Below are 16,429 nucleotides of genomic sequence, written 5' to 3'. Positions count from 1 at the left end.
ATCTCAGCGCGGTGCGCGCAACATCGCGCGGTATCGCATCTGGCTGCTTTTCAGGTGATTGCGCATGGCGCTTCGCGCCGCCTCCTCGTCGCCGTCCTGTATCGCGATCAGTATCGCCTCGTGCTCTCCCACCAGACGGCTGAGATCAGCGGGCGAAAGCACGGTCTCGGAGCCGTTTTCGGCCACGGCGCGGCGGGGAATGACGGTCGGGCCGAGCACCTGCAGAAACTCGCTGAAGCGGGGATTGTTGGTCGCTTCGGCAACGGCCAGATGGAAGGCGAAATCGGCCTCGGCCGTCGGGCTGCCCTTGGCGGCGCTGGCGCGGAAGGCGTCGAAGGCCTCGATGATCTTTTCTTCCTGCGCCGGCGAACGGCGGATCGCAGCAAGGCCCGCGGCATCGCCTTCCACCGCGGTGCGCAGTTCCAGCATTTCGATCAGCGAGGAGACGCGGGCCAGATCGACATTATGGAAAGGCCGCCGTTCGACCGGGGCGGGCTCCAGTACGAAGACACCGGCGCCCTGACGCGGTTCGACGAGACCGTCTGAGCGCAGGGAAGCAATCGCCTCGCGCACAACGGTTCGGCTCACGCCGAATTCCTGCGTCATCTGCGCTTCCGATGGCAGGCGGTCGCCAGTCTTGTAACGGCCCTTGGCGATCTGGCTGCGGAGTTCCTCCGAAACCTTCACCACAAGCGTTTTGGCCTGTGGCGCTGCCGGTTCGGAGGTCGTCGTTCTTGTCATCTTCGTCGCCGTTCTAAAAATATCGGTTGCGTCTACCGTTCCTCGATACGTTATTCGCGGCCCGGCTTGCAATCCCACCGCCTGCCGGGAACGTTCCCTGCCGCATTTCACGTCGCCTTGAAGATCGGGTTGTCGACGAAAACACCGCCCTGAAACCGCACCATGGCATCGCCGGGGTCGGGTTTCGGCGTTGTCTCGGCAATGTGCCGCCGGAAGGCCTCCGCATTGTCTTTGGGTTTCCATCCGAGAAAACCGAGATGCGAATTGTCCCACCAGCCGGCGTCATTGGCAGACGCGCCCCAGACAACGGGGCAGCCGAGGATCGGTGCCCGAAATACCGCTTCGATCAGCGATACGAAATCGTCGTGCGAGAACCAGGTGGACAACATGCGATAATTGGTGGGTTCCGGGGTGCAGGAACCGATGCGCACAAGCGCCGTCTCCTGCCCGAACTTCTCGAAATACATGCGGGCCAGGTTTTCGCCAAAACACTTGGAGACGCCGTAAAGCCCGTCCGGTCGGAAGGGGGCGTCGGGGCCAAGACGCTCCGTCTGGGGATAATAACCGATCGTGTGGTTGGAACTGGCAAAAACGATCCGCGGCTGTCCGTGGGCGCGGGCGGCTTCATAGAGATTATAAAGCCCGATGATGTTGCCTTGAACGATTTGTTCGAACGGCTTTTCCACCGATATGCCGCCAAGGTGGATAATCCCGTCGCAACCGGCGACCATGGCATCCACGGCATTTGCGTCCGCCAGGTCGCACTGCACGCATTCCTCGTTCGGGCCTGCCGGGTCTAGCGGAGCAAGATCGGCGAGGCGCAAGATCTCGGCCACCGGTGCGAGGCGTTCGCGCATGACGCGGCCGAGCTGGCCTGCCGCACCGGTAACAAGAAGCCGTTTCATCGCAATTCTCCATCAGCATTATACGTCATCGACGCAGTCAGATATGGCAGCGCCTCTTGACCTTGTCATACAGATCGTACAAAAAGCGGATAACATATATTATGTGCCATACGCAACAATCATGAAGGATGAGTTTGATGCTGACCGTCGAAACAAGGCAGGCCGTGAACCCGGAATATGCAAAAACGCTGGATACCGAAGGTCTCCGCCGGCATTTCCTCGCCAGCGACATGTTCCGTTCCGGTGAAGTCAGGCTGATCTACACCCATTACGACCGCTTCGTGATGGGCGGCGCCGTGCCTGACGGAAAGCCGCTGACGCTCGACAAGGTGGAGGAAACCAGGACACCTTCCTTCCTCGATCGGCGTGAAATGGGCATCGTCAACATCGGTGAGGCGGGCACGGTCAGCGCCGGCGGCGAAACCTACACGCTGAACCGCGGTGACGTGCTTTATCTCGGTGCCGGCAGCGGCGCGGTGACCTTCGACGGCGCCGGGCGATTCTATATCACCTCGTGCCCGGCGCATCGCAGCCTGCCGGCGAAGCTGGTGACGCTGGCGAACAGCAAGGAGGTCAAGCTTGGTGCAACCGAAACCTCCAACAAGCGCACCATCAACCAGTTCATCCATCCGCTGGTCATGGAAAGCTGCCAGCTGGTGCTGGGATATACGACACTGGAGGACGGCTCGGTCTGGAACACCATTCCCTCGCATATTCATGATCGCCGCATGGAGGCCTATCTCTATTTCGGCATGGATGAAAAGTCGCGCGTGCTGCACCTGATGGGCGAGCCGCAGGAGACCCGCCACCTGTTCATTTCAAATGAAGAAGGCGCGATTTCCCCGCCCTGGTCCATTCATTCCGGTGCGGGCATCGGCTCCTACACCTTCATCTGGGCCATGGCTGGCGACAATGTCGACTATACCGACATGGACTTCATTCAGCCGGGAGACCTGAAATGAGGAACCCCTTTTCGCTTCAGGGGCGCAAGGCGCTCGTCACCGGCGCGAATACGGGGCTCGGCCAGGCGATTGCGGTGGGTCTCGCCGCTGCCGGTGCGGACGTCGTCTGCGCCGCCCGTCGTGCGCCGGATGAAACGCTTGCCATCATCGCGAGTGACGGCGGCAAGGCCAGCGCATTGTCTATCGACTTTGCCGATCCGCTGGCGGCAAAAGACAGTTTTGCCGGTGCCGGTTTCGACATTCTCGTCAACAATGCCGGCATCATCCGCCGTGCCGATTCCGTTGAATTTTCCGAGCTGGACTGGGACGAGGTGATGGACGTCAACCTCAAGGCGCTGTTTTTCACCACGCAGGCCTTTGCAAAGGAGCTGCTGGCGAACGGCCGCCCCGGCAAGGTCGTCAATATCGCCTCGCTCCTGTCGTTCCAGGGGGGCATTCGTGTGCCGTCCTATACGGCTGCAAAACATGGCGTCGCCGGTCTCACCAAACTTCTGGCAAATGAGTGGGCGGCGAAGGGCATCAATGTGAATGCGATTGCGCCGGGCTACATCGAAACAAACAATACAGAGGCGCTGCGCGCGGATGCGGCCCGCAACAGGGCCATTCTCGAGCGCATTCCGGCTGGCCGCTGGGGTCATTCAGACGATATAGCCGGGGCGGCGGTTTTCCTTGCTTCGCCGGCGGCGGATTATGTGCATGGCGCCATTCTCAATGTCGATGGCGGCTGGCTGGCGCGCTGAGCCGCGCCCGCTTGTAAAATTCATCATATAACTTGTATGATGAATTGTTGACAAATATACGGCAAGTCGTTTAGGTGACTTTCAGTCATTGAACTTCAAAGGAATACCAATCATGAACCCTGAACAAATCAAAACGGCTCTCGGCTCCGGCCTTCTGTCTTTCCCGGTCACCCATTTCGATTCCGAGGGCCGTTTCGCTGCCGACAGCTACAGGGCCCATGTCGAATGGCTTGCCGGTTACAAGGCGCCGGTGCTGTTTGCCGCAGGCGGCACCGGCGAGTTCTTTTCGCTGAAGCCGGATGAGATTCCGACGATCGTTTCCGCCGCCAAGGAAGTCGCCGGCGAAACCGCCATCGTTTCCGGCTGCGGTTACGGCACTGAAATTGCGGTTGATATCGCCCGCTCTGTCGAAAAGGTCGGCGCCGATGGCATCCTGCTTCTGCCGCATTACCTCATCGATGCGCCGCAGGAAGGGCTTTACGCCCATATCAAGAAGGTGTGTCAGTCGGTCGGCATCGGTGTCATGGTCTATAACCGTGACAACTCGGTTCTTCAGGCCGATACGCTGGCGCGGCTGTGCGACGAGTGCCCGAACCTTGTCGGCTTCAAGGACGGCACCGGCGATATCGGCCTCGTTCGCCAGATCACCGCCAAGATGGGGGACCGCCTGATGTATCTCGGCGGAATGCCAACCGCGGAACTGTTCGCCGAAGCCTATCTCGGTGCCGGTTTCACGACCTATTCCTCGGCCGTATTCAACTTCGTGCCCGGCCTTGCCAACGAGTTCTACGCGGCGCTGCGCGCCGGCGAGCGTGCCACCTGCGAGCGCATTCTTGTCGATTTCTTCTATCCATTCATGGCGATCCGCAACCGCGCCAAGGGTTATGCCGTCTCCGCCATCAAGGCTGGCGTCCGCCTGCAGGGCTTCGATGCCGGTCCGGTGCGTGCGCCGCTGAAGGACCTGACCAATGAGGAAATCGGCATGCTCGAAGCCCTGATTGGCACGCACAAGCGCAAGGCCTGAGGACGCTTAATGGGAGGGGAGCCATGAAGATCACGGCAGTGCGCACGCATCTGCTCGAACATCGTCTGGACACGCCGTTCGAAAGCGCCTCCATGCGTTTCGACCGGCGGGCCCATGTTCTGGTGGAAATCGAATGCGACGACGGGACCGTCGGCTGGGGCGAATGCCTCGGCCCGGCGCGGCCGAACGCCGCCGTGGTCCAGGCCTATTCCGGCTGGCTCATCGGCCAGGACCCTCGCCAGACCGAAAAGATCTGGGCCGTGCTTTATAATGCCTTGCGCGATCAGGGCCAGCGCGGCCTCAGTCTTACGGCCCTGTCCGGCATCGATATCGCGTTGTGGGACATCAAGGGCAAGCATTACGGTGCTTCCATCTCGATGCTGCTCGGCGGGCGCTGGCGCGAGAGCGTGCGCGCCTATGCCACTGGCAGCTTCAAGCGTGATGGTGTCGACCGCGTTTCAGACAATGCGTCCGAAATGGCGGAGCGCCGCGCTGACGGCTTCCACGCCTGCAAGATCAAGATCGGCTTCGGCATCGAGGAAGACCTCAGGGTCATAGCCGCGGTTCGAGAGGCGATCGGGCCTGACATGCGGCTGATGATCGATGCCAATCACGGTTATACGGTCACCGAAGCCGTCACGCTTGGCAACCGCGCCGCCGACTATGGCATCGACTGGTTCGAGGAGCCGGTGGTTCCCGAACAGCTCGATGCCTATCAGCGTGTACGGGCAGGGCAGCCGATCCCGGTTGCGGGCGGCGAGACCTGGCATGGGCGTCACGGCATGTGGCAGGCGCTTTCCGCCGGTGCCGTGGATATTCTCCAGCCCGATCTCTGCGGCTGCGGCGGTTTTTCAGAAACGCAGAAGATTGCCACGCTTGCCACGCTGCACGGCGTGCGCATCGTGCCGCATGTCTGGGGCACCGGCGTACAGATCGCAGCCGCGCTGCAATTCATGGCGGCGATGACGCCTGATCCGGTGCGGGTCAATCCCATCGAACCGATCATGGAATTTGACCGCACCCATAATCCGTTCCGTCAGGCGGTTCTCAGTGAACCTCTCGAAGCGGTGAACGGTATCGTCGCCATTCCCGATGGTCCCGGTCTCGGCATTGAGATCAACCGGGATGCACTCGTTGAATTCAGGATGCCAGACCCATGAGTGAACTCGTCAGAAAGCTGAGCGGCACCGCGCCGAGACCCGCTTTCCCGAAAGGCGCGGTCGATACGCAGATGCACATGTATCTGCCCGGATATCCCGCCTTGCCGGGTGGCCCCGGCCTTCCGCCGGGCGCCCTGCCGGGACCGGAGGATTATCGTCGCCTCATGCAATGGCTCGGCATAGACCGGGTCATCATCACGCAGGGCAATGCCCATCAGCGAGACAATGGCAATACGCTGGCCTGTGTTGCCGAGATGGGCGAGGCGGCGCGCGCGGTCGTCGTCATCGATGCCACCACGAGCGAAAAGGACATGGAGAAGCTTGCCGCCGCGGGTGCGGTCGGCGCGCGTATCATGGATCTGCCGGGTGGCGCGGTGAACCTTTCCGAACTGGAAGCGGTGGACGAGCGGGCGCATGCGGCCGACTGGATGGTGGCGGTACAGTTCGACGGAAACGGTCTTCTCGACCATCTGCCGCGTCTTCAGAAAATCCGCTCGCGCTGGGTGTTCGATCATCACGGCAAGTTCTTCAAGGGCCTCAAAACCGATGGGCCGGAAATGGCGGCGCTTCTGAAACTCATCGACGGCGGCAATCTGTGGTTCAAATTCGCCGGCGTTTATGAAAGCTCCCGCGAAAGCTGGCCGTACGAGGATGTGGCCGCCTTTTCGCGGGTGATCGCGGCGCATGCGCCGGAACGCATCGTCTGGGGCACCAACTGGCCGCATAATTCTGTACGGGAGACGGCTGCCTATCCTGACGATGCCCGCCTTGCGGAACTGACGCTTGGCTGGCTTCCGGATGAGGCGGCGCGTCATCGGGCGCTGGTCGAAAACCCCGAAGAGCTGTTCAAGCTGCCGCCATTCAAGGCGTCATAGGTCAATCCGGGATGGTTGGGGAAGGGAGGCCCCATCATCCTTTTCACATGAAAGGTCTTTGCATGCCGGCCCGGATGGGCGTGAAAAAATCGGCCCGACAAGCCTTGGAGGGGCTGGGCCGTTTCAACAATGGAGGAGGAAAGCATGAAAAAGATTGCAAGCATGATGTGCGTCGCGATGGGGATCGCGCTGTCCGGTGTTTCCGCCATGGCGCAGGAAATCACCCTGCGTTCGGCCGATATTCATCCGGACGGTTATCCCACGGTCGAAGCCGTGAAATATATGGGCGAGCTTCTGGCCGAGCGGACCAATGGCCGTATCAAGATACAGGTCATGAACAATTCCGTTCTTGGCGGCGAAAAGGACACCATCGAGCAGACCCGCTTCGGCGTCATCGACATGAACCGCGTCAATGCCGCGCCTTTCAACAATCTGGTCAAGGAAACCACCGTTCTTGGTCTGCCTTTCCTGTTCCGCTCGACGGAGCACATGCACAATACGGTCGACGGTCCGATTGGTGATGAGGTTCTGGCTGCCTTCGAACCGCACGGTCTCGTCGGTCTCGCCTTTTACGATTCCGGCGCCCGATCCTTCTACACCACCAAAAAGCCCATCGAAAAACTGGCGGATCTGAAGGGGCTCAAAATCCGCGTGCAGCAGTCGGACCTGTGGATTTCGATGATGCAGGCCTTCGGCGCCAACCCGACGCCGATGCCGATGGGCGAGGTCTATTCCTCACTGGAAACCGGTGTTGTCGATGGTGCCGAAAACAACTGGCCATCCTACGAATCCGCCCGTCATTATGAGGTGGCAAAGAACTATTCTCTGACCGAACATTCTCTGAACCCGGAAATCCTCGTCATTTCGAAGATCTCCTGGGACAAGCTCTCCCCGGAAGACCAGAAGCTGCTGCGCCAGGCGGCCAAGGATTCGGTCGGCAAGATGCGCGAACTGTGGAGCGCCCGCGAAAAGGCATCGGAAGAAAAGGTCCGGGCCGGCGGGGTCAATGTCATCAAGGTCAACAAGGAGGAATTCGCCGCCGCGATGGGTCCGGTCTACGACAAGTTCGTCACCGATCCGAAGATGAAGGACCTTCTGGAACGGGTGAAAGCGGTCAAGTAACGCGTGGGAAACCGGCCTTGGAAACAGGGCCGGTTTTCTTTTGTCGCCGTTGATGCGGGAGGAACAGACAATGCGACACTTCATGCGGGCCATCCGCCCTTTTCTCGGCGCGCTTAGCCACGCGTCGCTTTATATTGCCGGTATCGGCATGATCGCCATGACGCTTATCGTCGGCTGGCAGGTCTTTGCGCGGTACATTCTCAACGATTCACCCAGCTGGTCTGAGCCGCTGTCGCTGCATCTCATGTCGTGGTTCATCATGCTTGGCGCCGCCGTCGGCGTGCGCGAGAGCGTGCATCTGGGGCTCGATATTCTGCGCTACATGATGCCGCCGCGTGTGCAGAAGGGCATGGACCTGACAAGCCTTGCGCTGATCTTCTTCTTCGGTGCCGGCATGGCCTGGTATGGCACCTCGCTTGCCATGGGGACATGGACGGCGACGATCCCTGTTCTCGGCTGGCCGGGCGGGACGGATTTCTTTCCGCTGATCGGCGGCGGTTTCCTTATCGCGCTGTTTGCTGCCGAACGTTTCGTCGATCTTTCCATCGGCGAGGAAATCGCTGCAGACGTGATCGTGCAGGAGGCCGCATAAATGGCTTACACCATTCTCTTCGGGGTATTCACCCTGCTGATGCTGATCGGAACGCCGATCGCGTTCTGTCTCGGCATCGCGTCCTTCGCCACGGTTCTTTATCTCGGCCTGCCGCCCATCGTGGTGTTCCAGCAGATGAATTCCGGCATGAATGTCTTCGCGATGATGGCGATACCGTTCTTCATCTTCGCCGGTGACCTGATGGTGCGCGGCGGCATCGCCCATCGCCTCATCCGCTTCGCGGCAGGCCTCGTGGGGCACCTGCGCGGCGGTCTCGGTCAGGTCAACATCGTGGCTTCGACACTGTTCGGCGGCATTTCCGGCTCGGCCGTGGCCGACGCCTCTGCGGTGGGCGGGCTGATGATACCGCAGATGGCAAAACGCGGTTACGACAGGGATTACGCCGTTAATGTCACCGTCAACGCCGCCATCATTGCGCTGATGATCCCGCCCTCGCACAACATGATCCTCTATTCCATCGCGGCGGGCGGCAATGTCTCTGTGGCCGATCTCTTCACCGCCGGTATCATTCCGGGCCTGTTGCTTGCAGCAGCGCTGATGGTGACGGCCTATATCGTCGCCCGGCGCAAGGGCTATCCGTCCGAGCCTTTCCCCGGTTTCTCGAAGCTGATGTATTATCTGCTGGCGTCTTTCCCCGGCATCCTGCTGATAGGCATCATCTTCGGCGGCGTGCGTTCGGGCATCTTCACCGCGACGGAGAGTTCCTGCATCGCCGTGCTCTATGCCTTCCTCGTCGCCATGCTGGTCTATCGCGAACTCAACTGGGACGGCTTCGTGGATGCGGTGATGGGTGCTGTCCGCACCACGGCCATGGTGCTGCTGGTCATCGGCACGGCGGCGTCCTTCGGCTGGCTGATGGCCTTTCTGCAGGTCCAGACGTTAATGATTGCCGCAATCAGCGCGATTTCGGACAACCCGATCATCGTGCTGCTTGTCATCAACATCATCCTGCTGCTGCTCGGCACCTTCATGGACATGGCGCCGATGGTCATCATTTCCACGCCGGTGCTTCTGCCTGTCGTAAAGGCCTTCGGCATCGACCCCGTGCATTTCGGCGTGGTGATGATCCTGAACGCCGGCATCGGTCTCAATACGCCGCCGGTCGGAACGGTGCTCTTCGTCGGCTGCGCGGTGGGCGGCATATCGATACGGGAGGCAATGCGGACGATCTGGCCGTTCTTCGGCGCCAGCATCGCGGTGCTGCTTGCTGTCACCTATATTCCGTCGCTGTCCCTGTGGTTGCCGTCACTGTTCCGGTAATTCCAGCGCTTTCAAACGAGCAGGCCCCGTTATGCCGGGGCCTTTTCCGTTTCGTCGGCAAGCAGCCTTTGCTGCTCATGCTCGTCAAATGCCATCAGGTTGCCGTGCCGGCTGCGGCGTATCCGGTTCATATGGTCACGCGGGCTTAATCCCAATGTCCGCTTGAACATGCGCGAGAAATAATAGGGGTCGCCATAACCCACCTCCGCCGCCGCTGCCGAGACCGAAAGTCCGGCCTCGAGAAAATGCATGGCGCGTTCCATGCGTTTGAACTCCTGATATTTGCGCGGCGTCCGTCCCACCCGCTTCTGGAATTCCCGCAGGAAATAATCGCGATTATAGGGCGCCGCATCGGTGGCCCGCCCGGCAATGTCGGGGTCCAACGGATTGGCGGAAATCATCGTGATCGCCTTCATCACCGCAAGGTCGAGGCCTTCCGTACCCTCCGGCTGAAAACTCGGGCGGTCGACCCAACCCAGAAACGCGTCATCGATGAAGGCGATCAGAAGCACCATGAAGAGATGATGTTGACCCAGAGTGACGGAGGAAGGAGGCGCGCTCTGCCGGTAGTGGCGCACCAGCGGCTCCAGAAGCGACCAGCGGCTCAGCCGCAGTTTCGGTTTCAGGTCCATCTGCGCGATCAGGTTGTGGCGGCCGTAAATATCGAGCGTGAAATGCTGCGCCACGCCGCGATAGGTCACGGCCTGCTCGTTCCAGCCGACAAAGCGTTGCCCTCGGAAAATAAGCATGGCGTCACCGGGCTCCAGTACCCTTGCTTCGCCATCAACGAGATAGTGCCCGCGCCCCTCCAGGCAGATGATGAGATCGTCCACCGGATTGGATTTGTCGATCTGCCAGGTGCGCGAATGCTCCATTTTGATCGTCGCGCGCGTCAGGTTGAGGTTGAGCGCCGCAGGCGGAACGGATGACAGGATGCCACCTTCGATTTCGTCCATCTTTTTCCTCGTCTTTGTTAATTCACCTTGGCGCTGAAATTTGGTTTTGTCACCGCATAAATTGCTTTTACGCGCCGTATCAATGAGGGAGGAGATCGGTCGCGGCTAGGAAATACGCATTATTGCGCCTGCCGCTGGCCGTTCCGGGAGAATCACTTGTACGAAATTGTATTCTGTCAGTCGCGTTCCGCCGGGACGCGGGGAGGAGCATCATGAAATCTCAGCGCTTCCTGGGGCTGGGATATCTGACGCCTTACATCATCGGGCTTTTGATCTTCACGGCCATTCCGTTTCTTGGCTCGCTCTATCTCAGTTTCACCCGTTACGACCTGATGAGCGATCCCAGCTGGGCAGGACTTGCCAATTACGAGCGGCTGTTCACCCGCGACCGCACCTTCATGAAATCCCTGAACGTCACCCTGTTCTACGTGTTTCTGACGGTGCCGCTGAAGCTTGCCTTTGCGCTGTTCATCGCGGCAATACTCAATTACAAGTTGCAATTCATCAACTTTTTCCGCACCGCCTTTTACGTGCCGTCCATCCTCGGCGGCTCGATCGCGATTGCGGTTCTGTGGCGCTACATCTTCGCCAGCGAAGGCCTTGCCAATATGGCGCTTGCCGCCGTGGGGCTGTCGCCGGTGGACTGGTTCGGAGATCCGGGCAATGCGCTGTTCACCATCACGCTGCTGCGCTGCTGGCAGTTCGGCTCGGCCATGGTGATCTTCCTTGCGGCCCTGCAATCCATCGACAAATCGCTTTACGAAGCGGCCGCCATCGATGGTGCCGGCAAGGTGAGGACCTTCTTCTTCATCACCCTGCCGCTTCTGACGCCGGTGATCTTTTTCAACCTCATCATGCAGATGGTGCAGGCATTCCAGGAGTTCAACGGTCCTTACATCATCACCCAGGGCGGGCCGCTGAAGTCCACCTATCTCCTGCCTCTTTATATCTACGACGAGGCCTTCAAGAAGTTCAACATGGGCTATGCCTCCGCAATCGCCTGGGTGCTCTTCACCATCATCACCGTGCTGACCCTCGTGGCCTTCTGGTCCTCGAAGAAGTGGGTCTATTACGCCGGCGACAAGCGGAACTGATGCCATGACCGATATCGCAACCCTAAACGACATGCAGGCGGCCCGCCGGGCGCGGCTCAGGCTGCTTTCCACCTCGGTCCGCTATGTGCTTCTCTTTGCGGTCGGACTCGTCATGCTCTACCCGCTGATCTGGCTGGTGGGCGCAAGCTTCAAGACCAATTCGGAAATCTTCTCCGGTGCCGGTTTCATCCCGGAAAACCCGACGCTGGATGGCTATATCCGCGGCTGGGAAACCTCGACGCCCTACACCTTCGGCCGGTTCTTCTGGAACTCGTTCCTGATCATCGTGCCGAAGGTCATCGGCACGGCGATTTCCTGCACCATGGCGGCCTATGCCTTCGCCCGCTTCGATTTTCCGCTGAAGAAGATCCTGTTCGGCTCGGTCATCGCCATTCTGCTGCTGCCCAATGTCGTCACCCGCATTCCGCAATATATCCTGTTTCGCGATCTCGGCTGGCTGGACAGTTTCCTGCCGCTCTGGGTGCCCTCGGCTTTCGCCGGTGATGCCTTCTTTGTCTTCATGCTGGTGCAGTTTCTGCGCTCGCTGCCCTCGGACATGGAAGAGGCCGCCCGGGTGGACGGCGCCAACAGCCTGCAGACACTGGTCTACATCGTCGTACCGATGCTGGCGCCGGCGCTGATCTCGGTCTGCCTGTTCCAGTTCATGTGGACGATGAACGACTTTCTCGGTCCGCTGATCTACCTGTCCTCGGTCGACAAATATCCGGTGAGCCTGGCGCTCAAACTCTCCATCGACACCACCGAAGCCTTTGAATGGAACCGCATCCTGGCGATGTCGGTGCTGACGATCGCGCCCGCGCTGATCGTGTTCTTCGCGGCGCAACGGTATTTCATTGAAGGGATCTCGTCTGGCGGGGTCAAGGGCTGAAAATGGCAAGCGTTCAACTTAAAAATCTCGAAAAAGTCTATGGCGGCAGCTTCAAGGCGGTGCACGGCATCAATCTCGACGTCGAGGATGGCGAGTTCATGGTGTTCGTCGGCCCTTCGGGCTGCGCCAAATCCACGACGTTGCGCATGGTGGCGGGGCTGGAGGAAATCACCGGCGGTGAAATCCTGATCGGCGATCAGCGGGTCAACGACCTGCCGCCCGGCAAGCGCTCCATTGCCATGGTGTTCCAGAACTATGCGCTTTATCCGCATATGAAGGTGCGCGGCAATCTCGCCTTCGGCCTGAAGATCGCCGGTGTCGCCAAGCCGGAGATCGAGAAGGCCATCGACAATGTCGCGCGCATCCTGGAGATCGAGCCGCTGCTCGACCGTCTGCCGAAGCAGCTTTCCGGCGGGCAGGCGCAGCGTGTGGCGCTCGGCCGTGCGCTCATCAAGAAACCGGGTGTGTTTTTGTTCGATGAGCCGCTGTCCAATCTCGACGCCAAGCTTCGTGCTTCGATGCGGGTTCGCATTACCGATCTGCACCGCCAGTTGAAAGCGGAAGGCCTGTCATCGACTGTTATCTACGTCACCCATGACCAGACGGAGGCCATGACCATGGGTGACCGCATCTGCGTCATGCAGGCAGGTCGCATCATGCAGGTCGCGACGCCGAAGGAGCTTTACAACCATCCGGCCAATCTCTTCGTCGCCGGCTTCATCGGCACGCCGGAAATGAACCTCGTGGATGTGGCAATCGAGGGTACTGAATTCGTGATCGCCGGTCAGCGCCTGCCGATCGGCGCGCATCTGGAACAGCGACTATCGGCGAGACCCACGGACGCCGTCATCGGCATCCGTCCGCAGCATTTCTCATTGGCGGAGGCGACCGATGGTCCGGCGCTGCAGGCGAAACTCACCAATGCGGAATTCATGGGCCACGAGGTCTATCTGCACGCCGATCTCGGCGGCCAGAAGGTCGTCAGCGTCGTCGGCGCGGCGGAATTCGAGGTGCTCGGCCGCGATGGTCTTCTGCGCCTGAAGCCGGACCCGGAGAAGCTGCATATTTTCGACAAGGCCGATGGGCGCAACGTTTCGCTGTGAGGAGCGGACGGGCGTGCCTGATTTTTCGAGGAGGAGAAGAACAATGAAGATGATGACCAGAATGATGGCGATGCTTGCCGGTGCCGCTTATGTGGCGATGGCGACCGCTCCTGCGGCAGGTGCCGCGGAACTGCGCATGTCATGGTGGGGCGGCGAGAGCCGCCATGTCGCCACCCAGAAAGCGATTGCCGCCTGTGGCGAGAAATACGGCCACACGATCAAGGGCGAGTTCACCGGTTTCGACGGTTATCTCGAAAAGCTCACCACCCAGATGGCGGGCAAGACGGAAGCTGATATCGTTCAGGTCAACTGGCCGTGGCTGCCGCTGTTTTCCAAGAATGGCGAAGGTTTTGCCGATCTGCGCCAGCTGAAGCCGCTCGATCTTTCCCAATGGGCCGAGAGCGATCTGGAGGCGGGGTCGATGAACGGCGTGCTGCAGGGGCTTTCCGTTTCCACCACCGGCCGCGTCTTCTTCTTCAATGCCACGACCTTCGAAAAGGCGGGTATCGAAATTCCGAAGACCTGGGATGAGTTCTTCGCGGCGACGAAGACCATCAAGGAAAAGCTCGGTAAGGACTATTATACCTTCAACGCCGTCAAGGAGACCGCCCAGCTTCTGGTGACGCTGGCCGTTGTGCAGAAAACCGGCAAGGATCTGGTCGATCCCAAGACAAACCGCGTGGCCTGGACGCCGGAGGAACTGGCCGAGGGCATTTCCTTTGTCGGCAAGCTGGTCGAAACCGGATCCATCCGCTCCCAGAAAGAGGAAGCGGCCGATGGCAATGTCAATCTTTATGAAAAGCCGTCCTGGTCTGAAGGCCGCATTGCCGGCTCCTATGAATGGGATTCGACCTATTCAAAATATGCCGATCCCCTGAAGCAGGGGCAGGTTCTGAAACCCGTGCCAATGCTGAAGCTTGCAGACGCGGTGACCGAGGGGGTCTATCGCAAGCCTTCAATGGTGTTCTCGATCTCTAAAAACTCGAAGAACCCGGAAGCAGCGGCGCAGATACTGAACTGCCTGCTGAACGAGCCTGAGGGTATCGACGCACTCGGCACCTCGCGTGGGTTGCCGGCATCCAAGGCTGCGGCTGCACGTCTGGGCGACAAGGGCGAGCCGGAAGTGCGAGCCGCCAATGCCATCGTCATGGCCGCATCCGGGCCGGTGGTATCGCCCTTCAACGAACATCCGGAAATCCGCTCGGCCTTCATCGATACGCTGGAAGAATATGCCTATGGCCAGCTGACGGCGGAGGAGGCGGCCGAGCAGATCGTCGATTCCACTAATGATGTTCTGGCGAAGTTCGATTGACGGCAATCTCCCGCCGCCGCGTCCGTGGCGGCGGGCTCACCGACCGGCTGCCGGAACATGCGAGGCATGTCCGCCAGGGCCTGGCCGGATAGGGACGAAAGACGGGAAATGAACATGAACGAACCCCTTATCATCGCGTCTTCAGCGCGAACGGCAGCGCTTTGCCTCGCCGCACCCGGCGCTCGCCATTTCCTTCCGGCGAGGACAGAGTGGCGTTTGTCGTCGATGGAAGGCGACGAGCGGCGCGGCGAAACTGCGACCGTGGTGACGCTGCTGCATGATCTCTTACAGGATACCTGCTATCTGTTCGAGGCCGAGGGGTTCGCAGCGCTGGAGTTCAGAACCAGCCCTTGCGCCGGGCTTGTTGAGGCTGCGGCGTTCTCCCTGACGCCGGATGTCGCGCTCGATGATGAAGAGGGCGCGCGTGCCAATGCCGAGGCGCTGGAAAGGGCGATGGCTGCTGTGCCGCATGGCGGCACATTGCAGCTTGCGGCCGGTCTCTGGACGTCCTTCCCTGTCCGCCTCAAAAGCAACATGACCTTCCATCTTGCCGAGGGAGCCGTGCTGCGCGCCCCTTCGAGCCGCAAAGGGTGGCCGATCCTGCCGGCACGCGATGATGCGGGCCATATGCTCGGAAGCTGGGAAGGCCTGCCGGAAGCCTGTTTCGCCGCGCCGGTTCACGCCATCGGGACAGATAATCTCATCATCGAGGGCAGGGGCGTTCTCGATGGTTCGGGCGACAGGGGTGACTGGTGGAGCTGGCCAAAAGAAACCCGCGACGGCGCGCGACGGCCGCGCGGCCTGCATCTCGTTTCCTGCCGCAAGATCCAGCTTCTCGGCTTTACGATAAAAAACGCTGCCTCATGGACAATCCATCCGCAGGGCTGCGAAGACTTGATCGCTGCCGGCCTCACCATCAACGCGCCGCATGACAGCCCGAACACTGATGGTTTCAATCCTGAAAGCTGCCGCAACGTCACGATATCGGGCGTTCGTTTTTCGGTCGGAGACGATTGCATCGCCGTAAAGGCAGGAAAGCGCGGCCCGGATGGCGAGGACGATCATCTCGCGGAAACCCGTGGCATTCTTGTGCGCCATTGTCTGATGGAGCGCGGCCATGGCGGGCTGGTGATCGGCTCGGAAATGTCCGGCGGCGTGCATGACGTATCTGTGGAGGATTGCGACATGGTCGGCACGGATCGCGGCCTGCGCCTCAAGACGCGGCGCGGACGGGGCGGCATCGTCAGCAATATCGCCATGCGCCGGGTGCTGCTGGACGGCGTGCAAACCGCGCTTTCCGCCAATGCACATTATCATTGCGATGCTGATGGACATGACGAACGGGTACAGTCGCGGAAGCCGGCGCCGATCGACAAGGGCACGCCATTCATCGATGGAATTACCGTGGAAGACGTCGAAATACGCAATCTCGCCCATGCTGCGGGCGTCTTTCTCGGCCTTCCCGAAGCACCCATCCGCAATGTCGCCATCCGCAATCTCACCATCGTCTCGCGCGATCCATCGGCCATCGCCGCGCCTCCAATCATGGCTGACCGGGTTCGTCCCATGCGCCATGAGGCGATTGTTGTCGAGCAGACACATATAGTCTGCGACGATCCTGCCATGCTGAGCGACGCTTCCATTTCCACCGTTTCAGATCGCGATTGAGAAAA

Annotated in this window: 16 protein-coding genes; 13 read left to right on the top strand and 3 right to left on the bottom strand. The window is 60.2% G+C overall.

What is annotated here, in order from left to right; all coding sequences use genetic code 11:
- Positions 1-3: 3 nt before the first annotated feature.
- Positions 4-741, bottom strand: coding sequence for a FadR/GntR family transcriptional regulator (locus ACZ47E_RS19820; protein ID WP_004444990.1), 738 nt, complete (start codon positions 739-741; stop codon positions 4-6).
- A gap of 107 nt (positions 742-848) precedes the next feature.
- Positions 849-1,646: an NAD-dependent epimerase/dehydratase family protein gene (locus ACZ47E_RS19815; RefSeq protein ID WP_006700392.1), complete on the bottom strand. Its 798-nt coding sequence runs from the start codon at positions 1,644-1,646 to the stop codon at positions 849-851.
- 137 nt (positions 1,647-1,783) lie between these two features.
- Here ACZ47E_RS19815 and kduI point away from each other — a divergent pair, with 137 nt between their 5' ends.
- The 8 genes from kduI (at position 1,784) to ACZ47E_RS19775 (ending at position 9,402) form a co-directional block, all read left to right on the top strand.
- Positions 1,784-2,608 (top strand): 5-dehydro-4-deoxy-D-glucuronate isomerase, encoded by an 825-nt coding sequence (gene kduI, locus ACZ47E_RS19810; protein ID WP_174150066.1) that lies wholly within the window; start codon positions 1,784-1,786, stop codon positions 2,606-2,608.
- Positions 2,605-3,348: a 2-dehydro-3-deoxy-D-gluconate 5-dehydrogenase KduD gene (gene kduD, locus ACZ47E_RS19805; protein ID WP_034496620.1), complete on the top strand. Its 744-nt coding sequence runs from the start codon at positions 2,605-2,607 to the stop codon at positions 3,346-3,348. The genes kduI and kduD overlap by 4 nt, the downstream gene beginning before the upstream one ends.
- Before the next feature lie 112 nt (positions 3,349-3,460).
- Complete coding sequence (kdgD, locus tag ACZ47E_RS19800; protein WP_004444985.1) at positions 3,461-4,372, top strand: 5-dehydro-4-deoxyglucarate dehydratase; 912 nt, start codon at positions 3,461-3,463, stop codon at positions 4,370-4,372.
- A 23-nt stretch (positions 4,373-4,395) separates the two neighbouring features.
- Entirely contained in the window at positions 4,396-5,532 is a 1,137-nt protein-coding gene (locus ACZ47E_RS19795) for a D-galactarolactone cycloisomerase (RefSeq protein WP_004444983.1), read from the top strand.
- Entirely contained in the window at positions 5,529-6,407 is an 879-nt protein-coding gene (locus tag ACZ47E_RS19790) for a D-galactarolactone isomerase (protein WP_278067562.1), read from the top strand. Before ACZ47E_RS19795 ends, ACZ47E_RS19790 begins: the two co-directional genes overlap by 4 nt.
- A 144-nt stretch (positions 6,408-6,551) precedes the next feature.
- A complete protein-coding gene (locus tag ACZ47E_RS19785; protein ID WP_004444981.1) occupies positions 6,552-7,529 on the top strand; it encodes a TRAP transporter substrate-binding protein in 978 nt (325 codons plus the stop codon).
- Positions 7,530-7,599: 70 nt separating this feature from the next.
- Positions 7,600-8,121 (top strand): TRAP transporter small permease, encoded by a 522-nt coding sequence (locus ACZ47E_RS19780; RefSeq protein WP_022562649.1) that lies wholly within the window; start codon positions 7,600-7,602, stop codon positions 8,119-8,121.
- The gene (locus ACZ47E_RS19775; RefSeq protein ID WP_044459266.1) at positions 8,122-9,402 is read left to right on the top strand and encodes a TRAP transporter large permease; all 1,281 of its coding nucleotides are present in this window, start codon (positions 8,122-8,124) and stop codon (positions 9,400-9,402) included. It abuts the gene before it with no gap.
- A gap of 29 nt (positions 9,403-9,431) precedes the next feature.
- On the opposite strand, the gene ACZ47E_RS19770 is transcribed toward ACZ47E_RS19775, so the two are convergent.
- Positions 9,432-10,358 (bottom strand): helix-turn-helix domain-containing protein, encoded by a 927-nt coding sequence (locus tag ACZ47E_RS19770; protein ID WP_004444978.1) that lies wholly within the window; start codon positions 10,356-10,358, stop codon positions 9,432-9,434.
- A gap of 212 nt (positions 10,359-10,570) precedes the next feature.
- Here ACZ47E_RS19770 and ACZ47E_RS19765 point away from each other — a divergent pair, with 212 nt between their 5' ends.
- From ACZ47E_RS19765 to pglA, 5 genes are all read left to right on the top strand, one after another.
- Positions 10,571-11,452: a carbohydrate ABC transporter permease gene (locus tag ACZ47E_RS19765; RefSeq protein WP_034496616.1), complete on the top strand. Its 882-nt coding sequence runs from the start codon at positions 10,571-10,573 to the stop codon at positions 11,450-11,452.
- 4 nt (positions 11,453-11,456) lie between these two features.
- The gene (locus ACZ47E_RS19760) at positions 11,457-12,341 is read left to right on the top strand and encodes a carbohydrate ABC transporter permease (RefSeq protein WP_278067561.1); all 885 of its coding nucleotides are present in this window, start codon (positions 11,457-11,459) and stop codon (positions 12,339-12,341) included.
- A 2-nt stretch (positions 12,342-12,343) separates the two neighbouring features.
- On the top strand, positions 12,344-13,444 hold the full coding sequence (locus ACZ47E_RS19755) for an ABC transporter ATP-binding protein (protein ID WP_004444973.1): 1,101 nt from the start codon (positions 12,344-12,346) through the stop codon (positions 13,442-13,444).
- A 43-nt stretch (positions 13,445-13,487) separates the two neighbouring features.
- Positions 13,488-14,756 carry an ABC transporter substrate-binding protein gene (locus ACZ47E_RS19750; protein ID WP_278067560.1) on the top strand — a complete coding sequence of 423 codons (1,269 nt, stop codon included), beginning with the start codon at positions 13,488-13,490 and terminating at the stop codon, positions 14,754-14,756.
- Positions 14,757-14,870: 114 nt separating this feature from the next.
- Entirely contained in the window at positions 14,871-16,424 is a 1,554-nt protein-coding gene (gene pglA / locus ACZ47E_RS19745; RefSeq protein WP_278067559.1) for a polygalacturonase PglA, read from the top strand.
- Positions 16,425-16,429 lie beyond the last annotated feature (5 nt).

The sequence above is a fragment of the Agrobacterium sp. 5Ca39 genome, from assembly GCF_055382365.1.
This window is presented reverse-complemented; position numbering and strand designations above follow the sequence as displayed.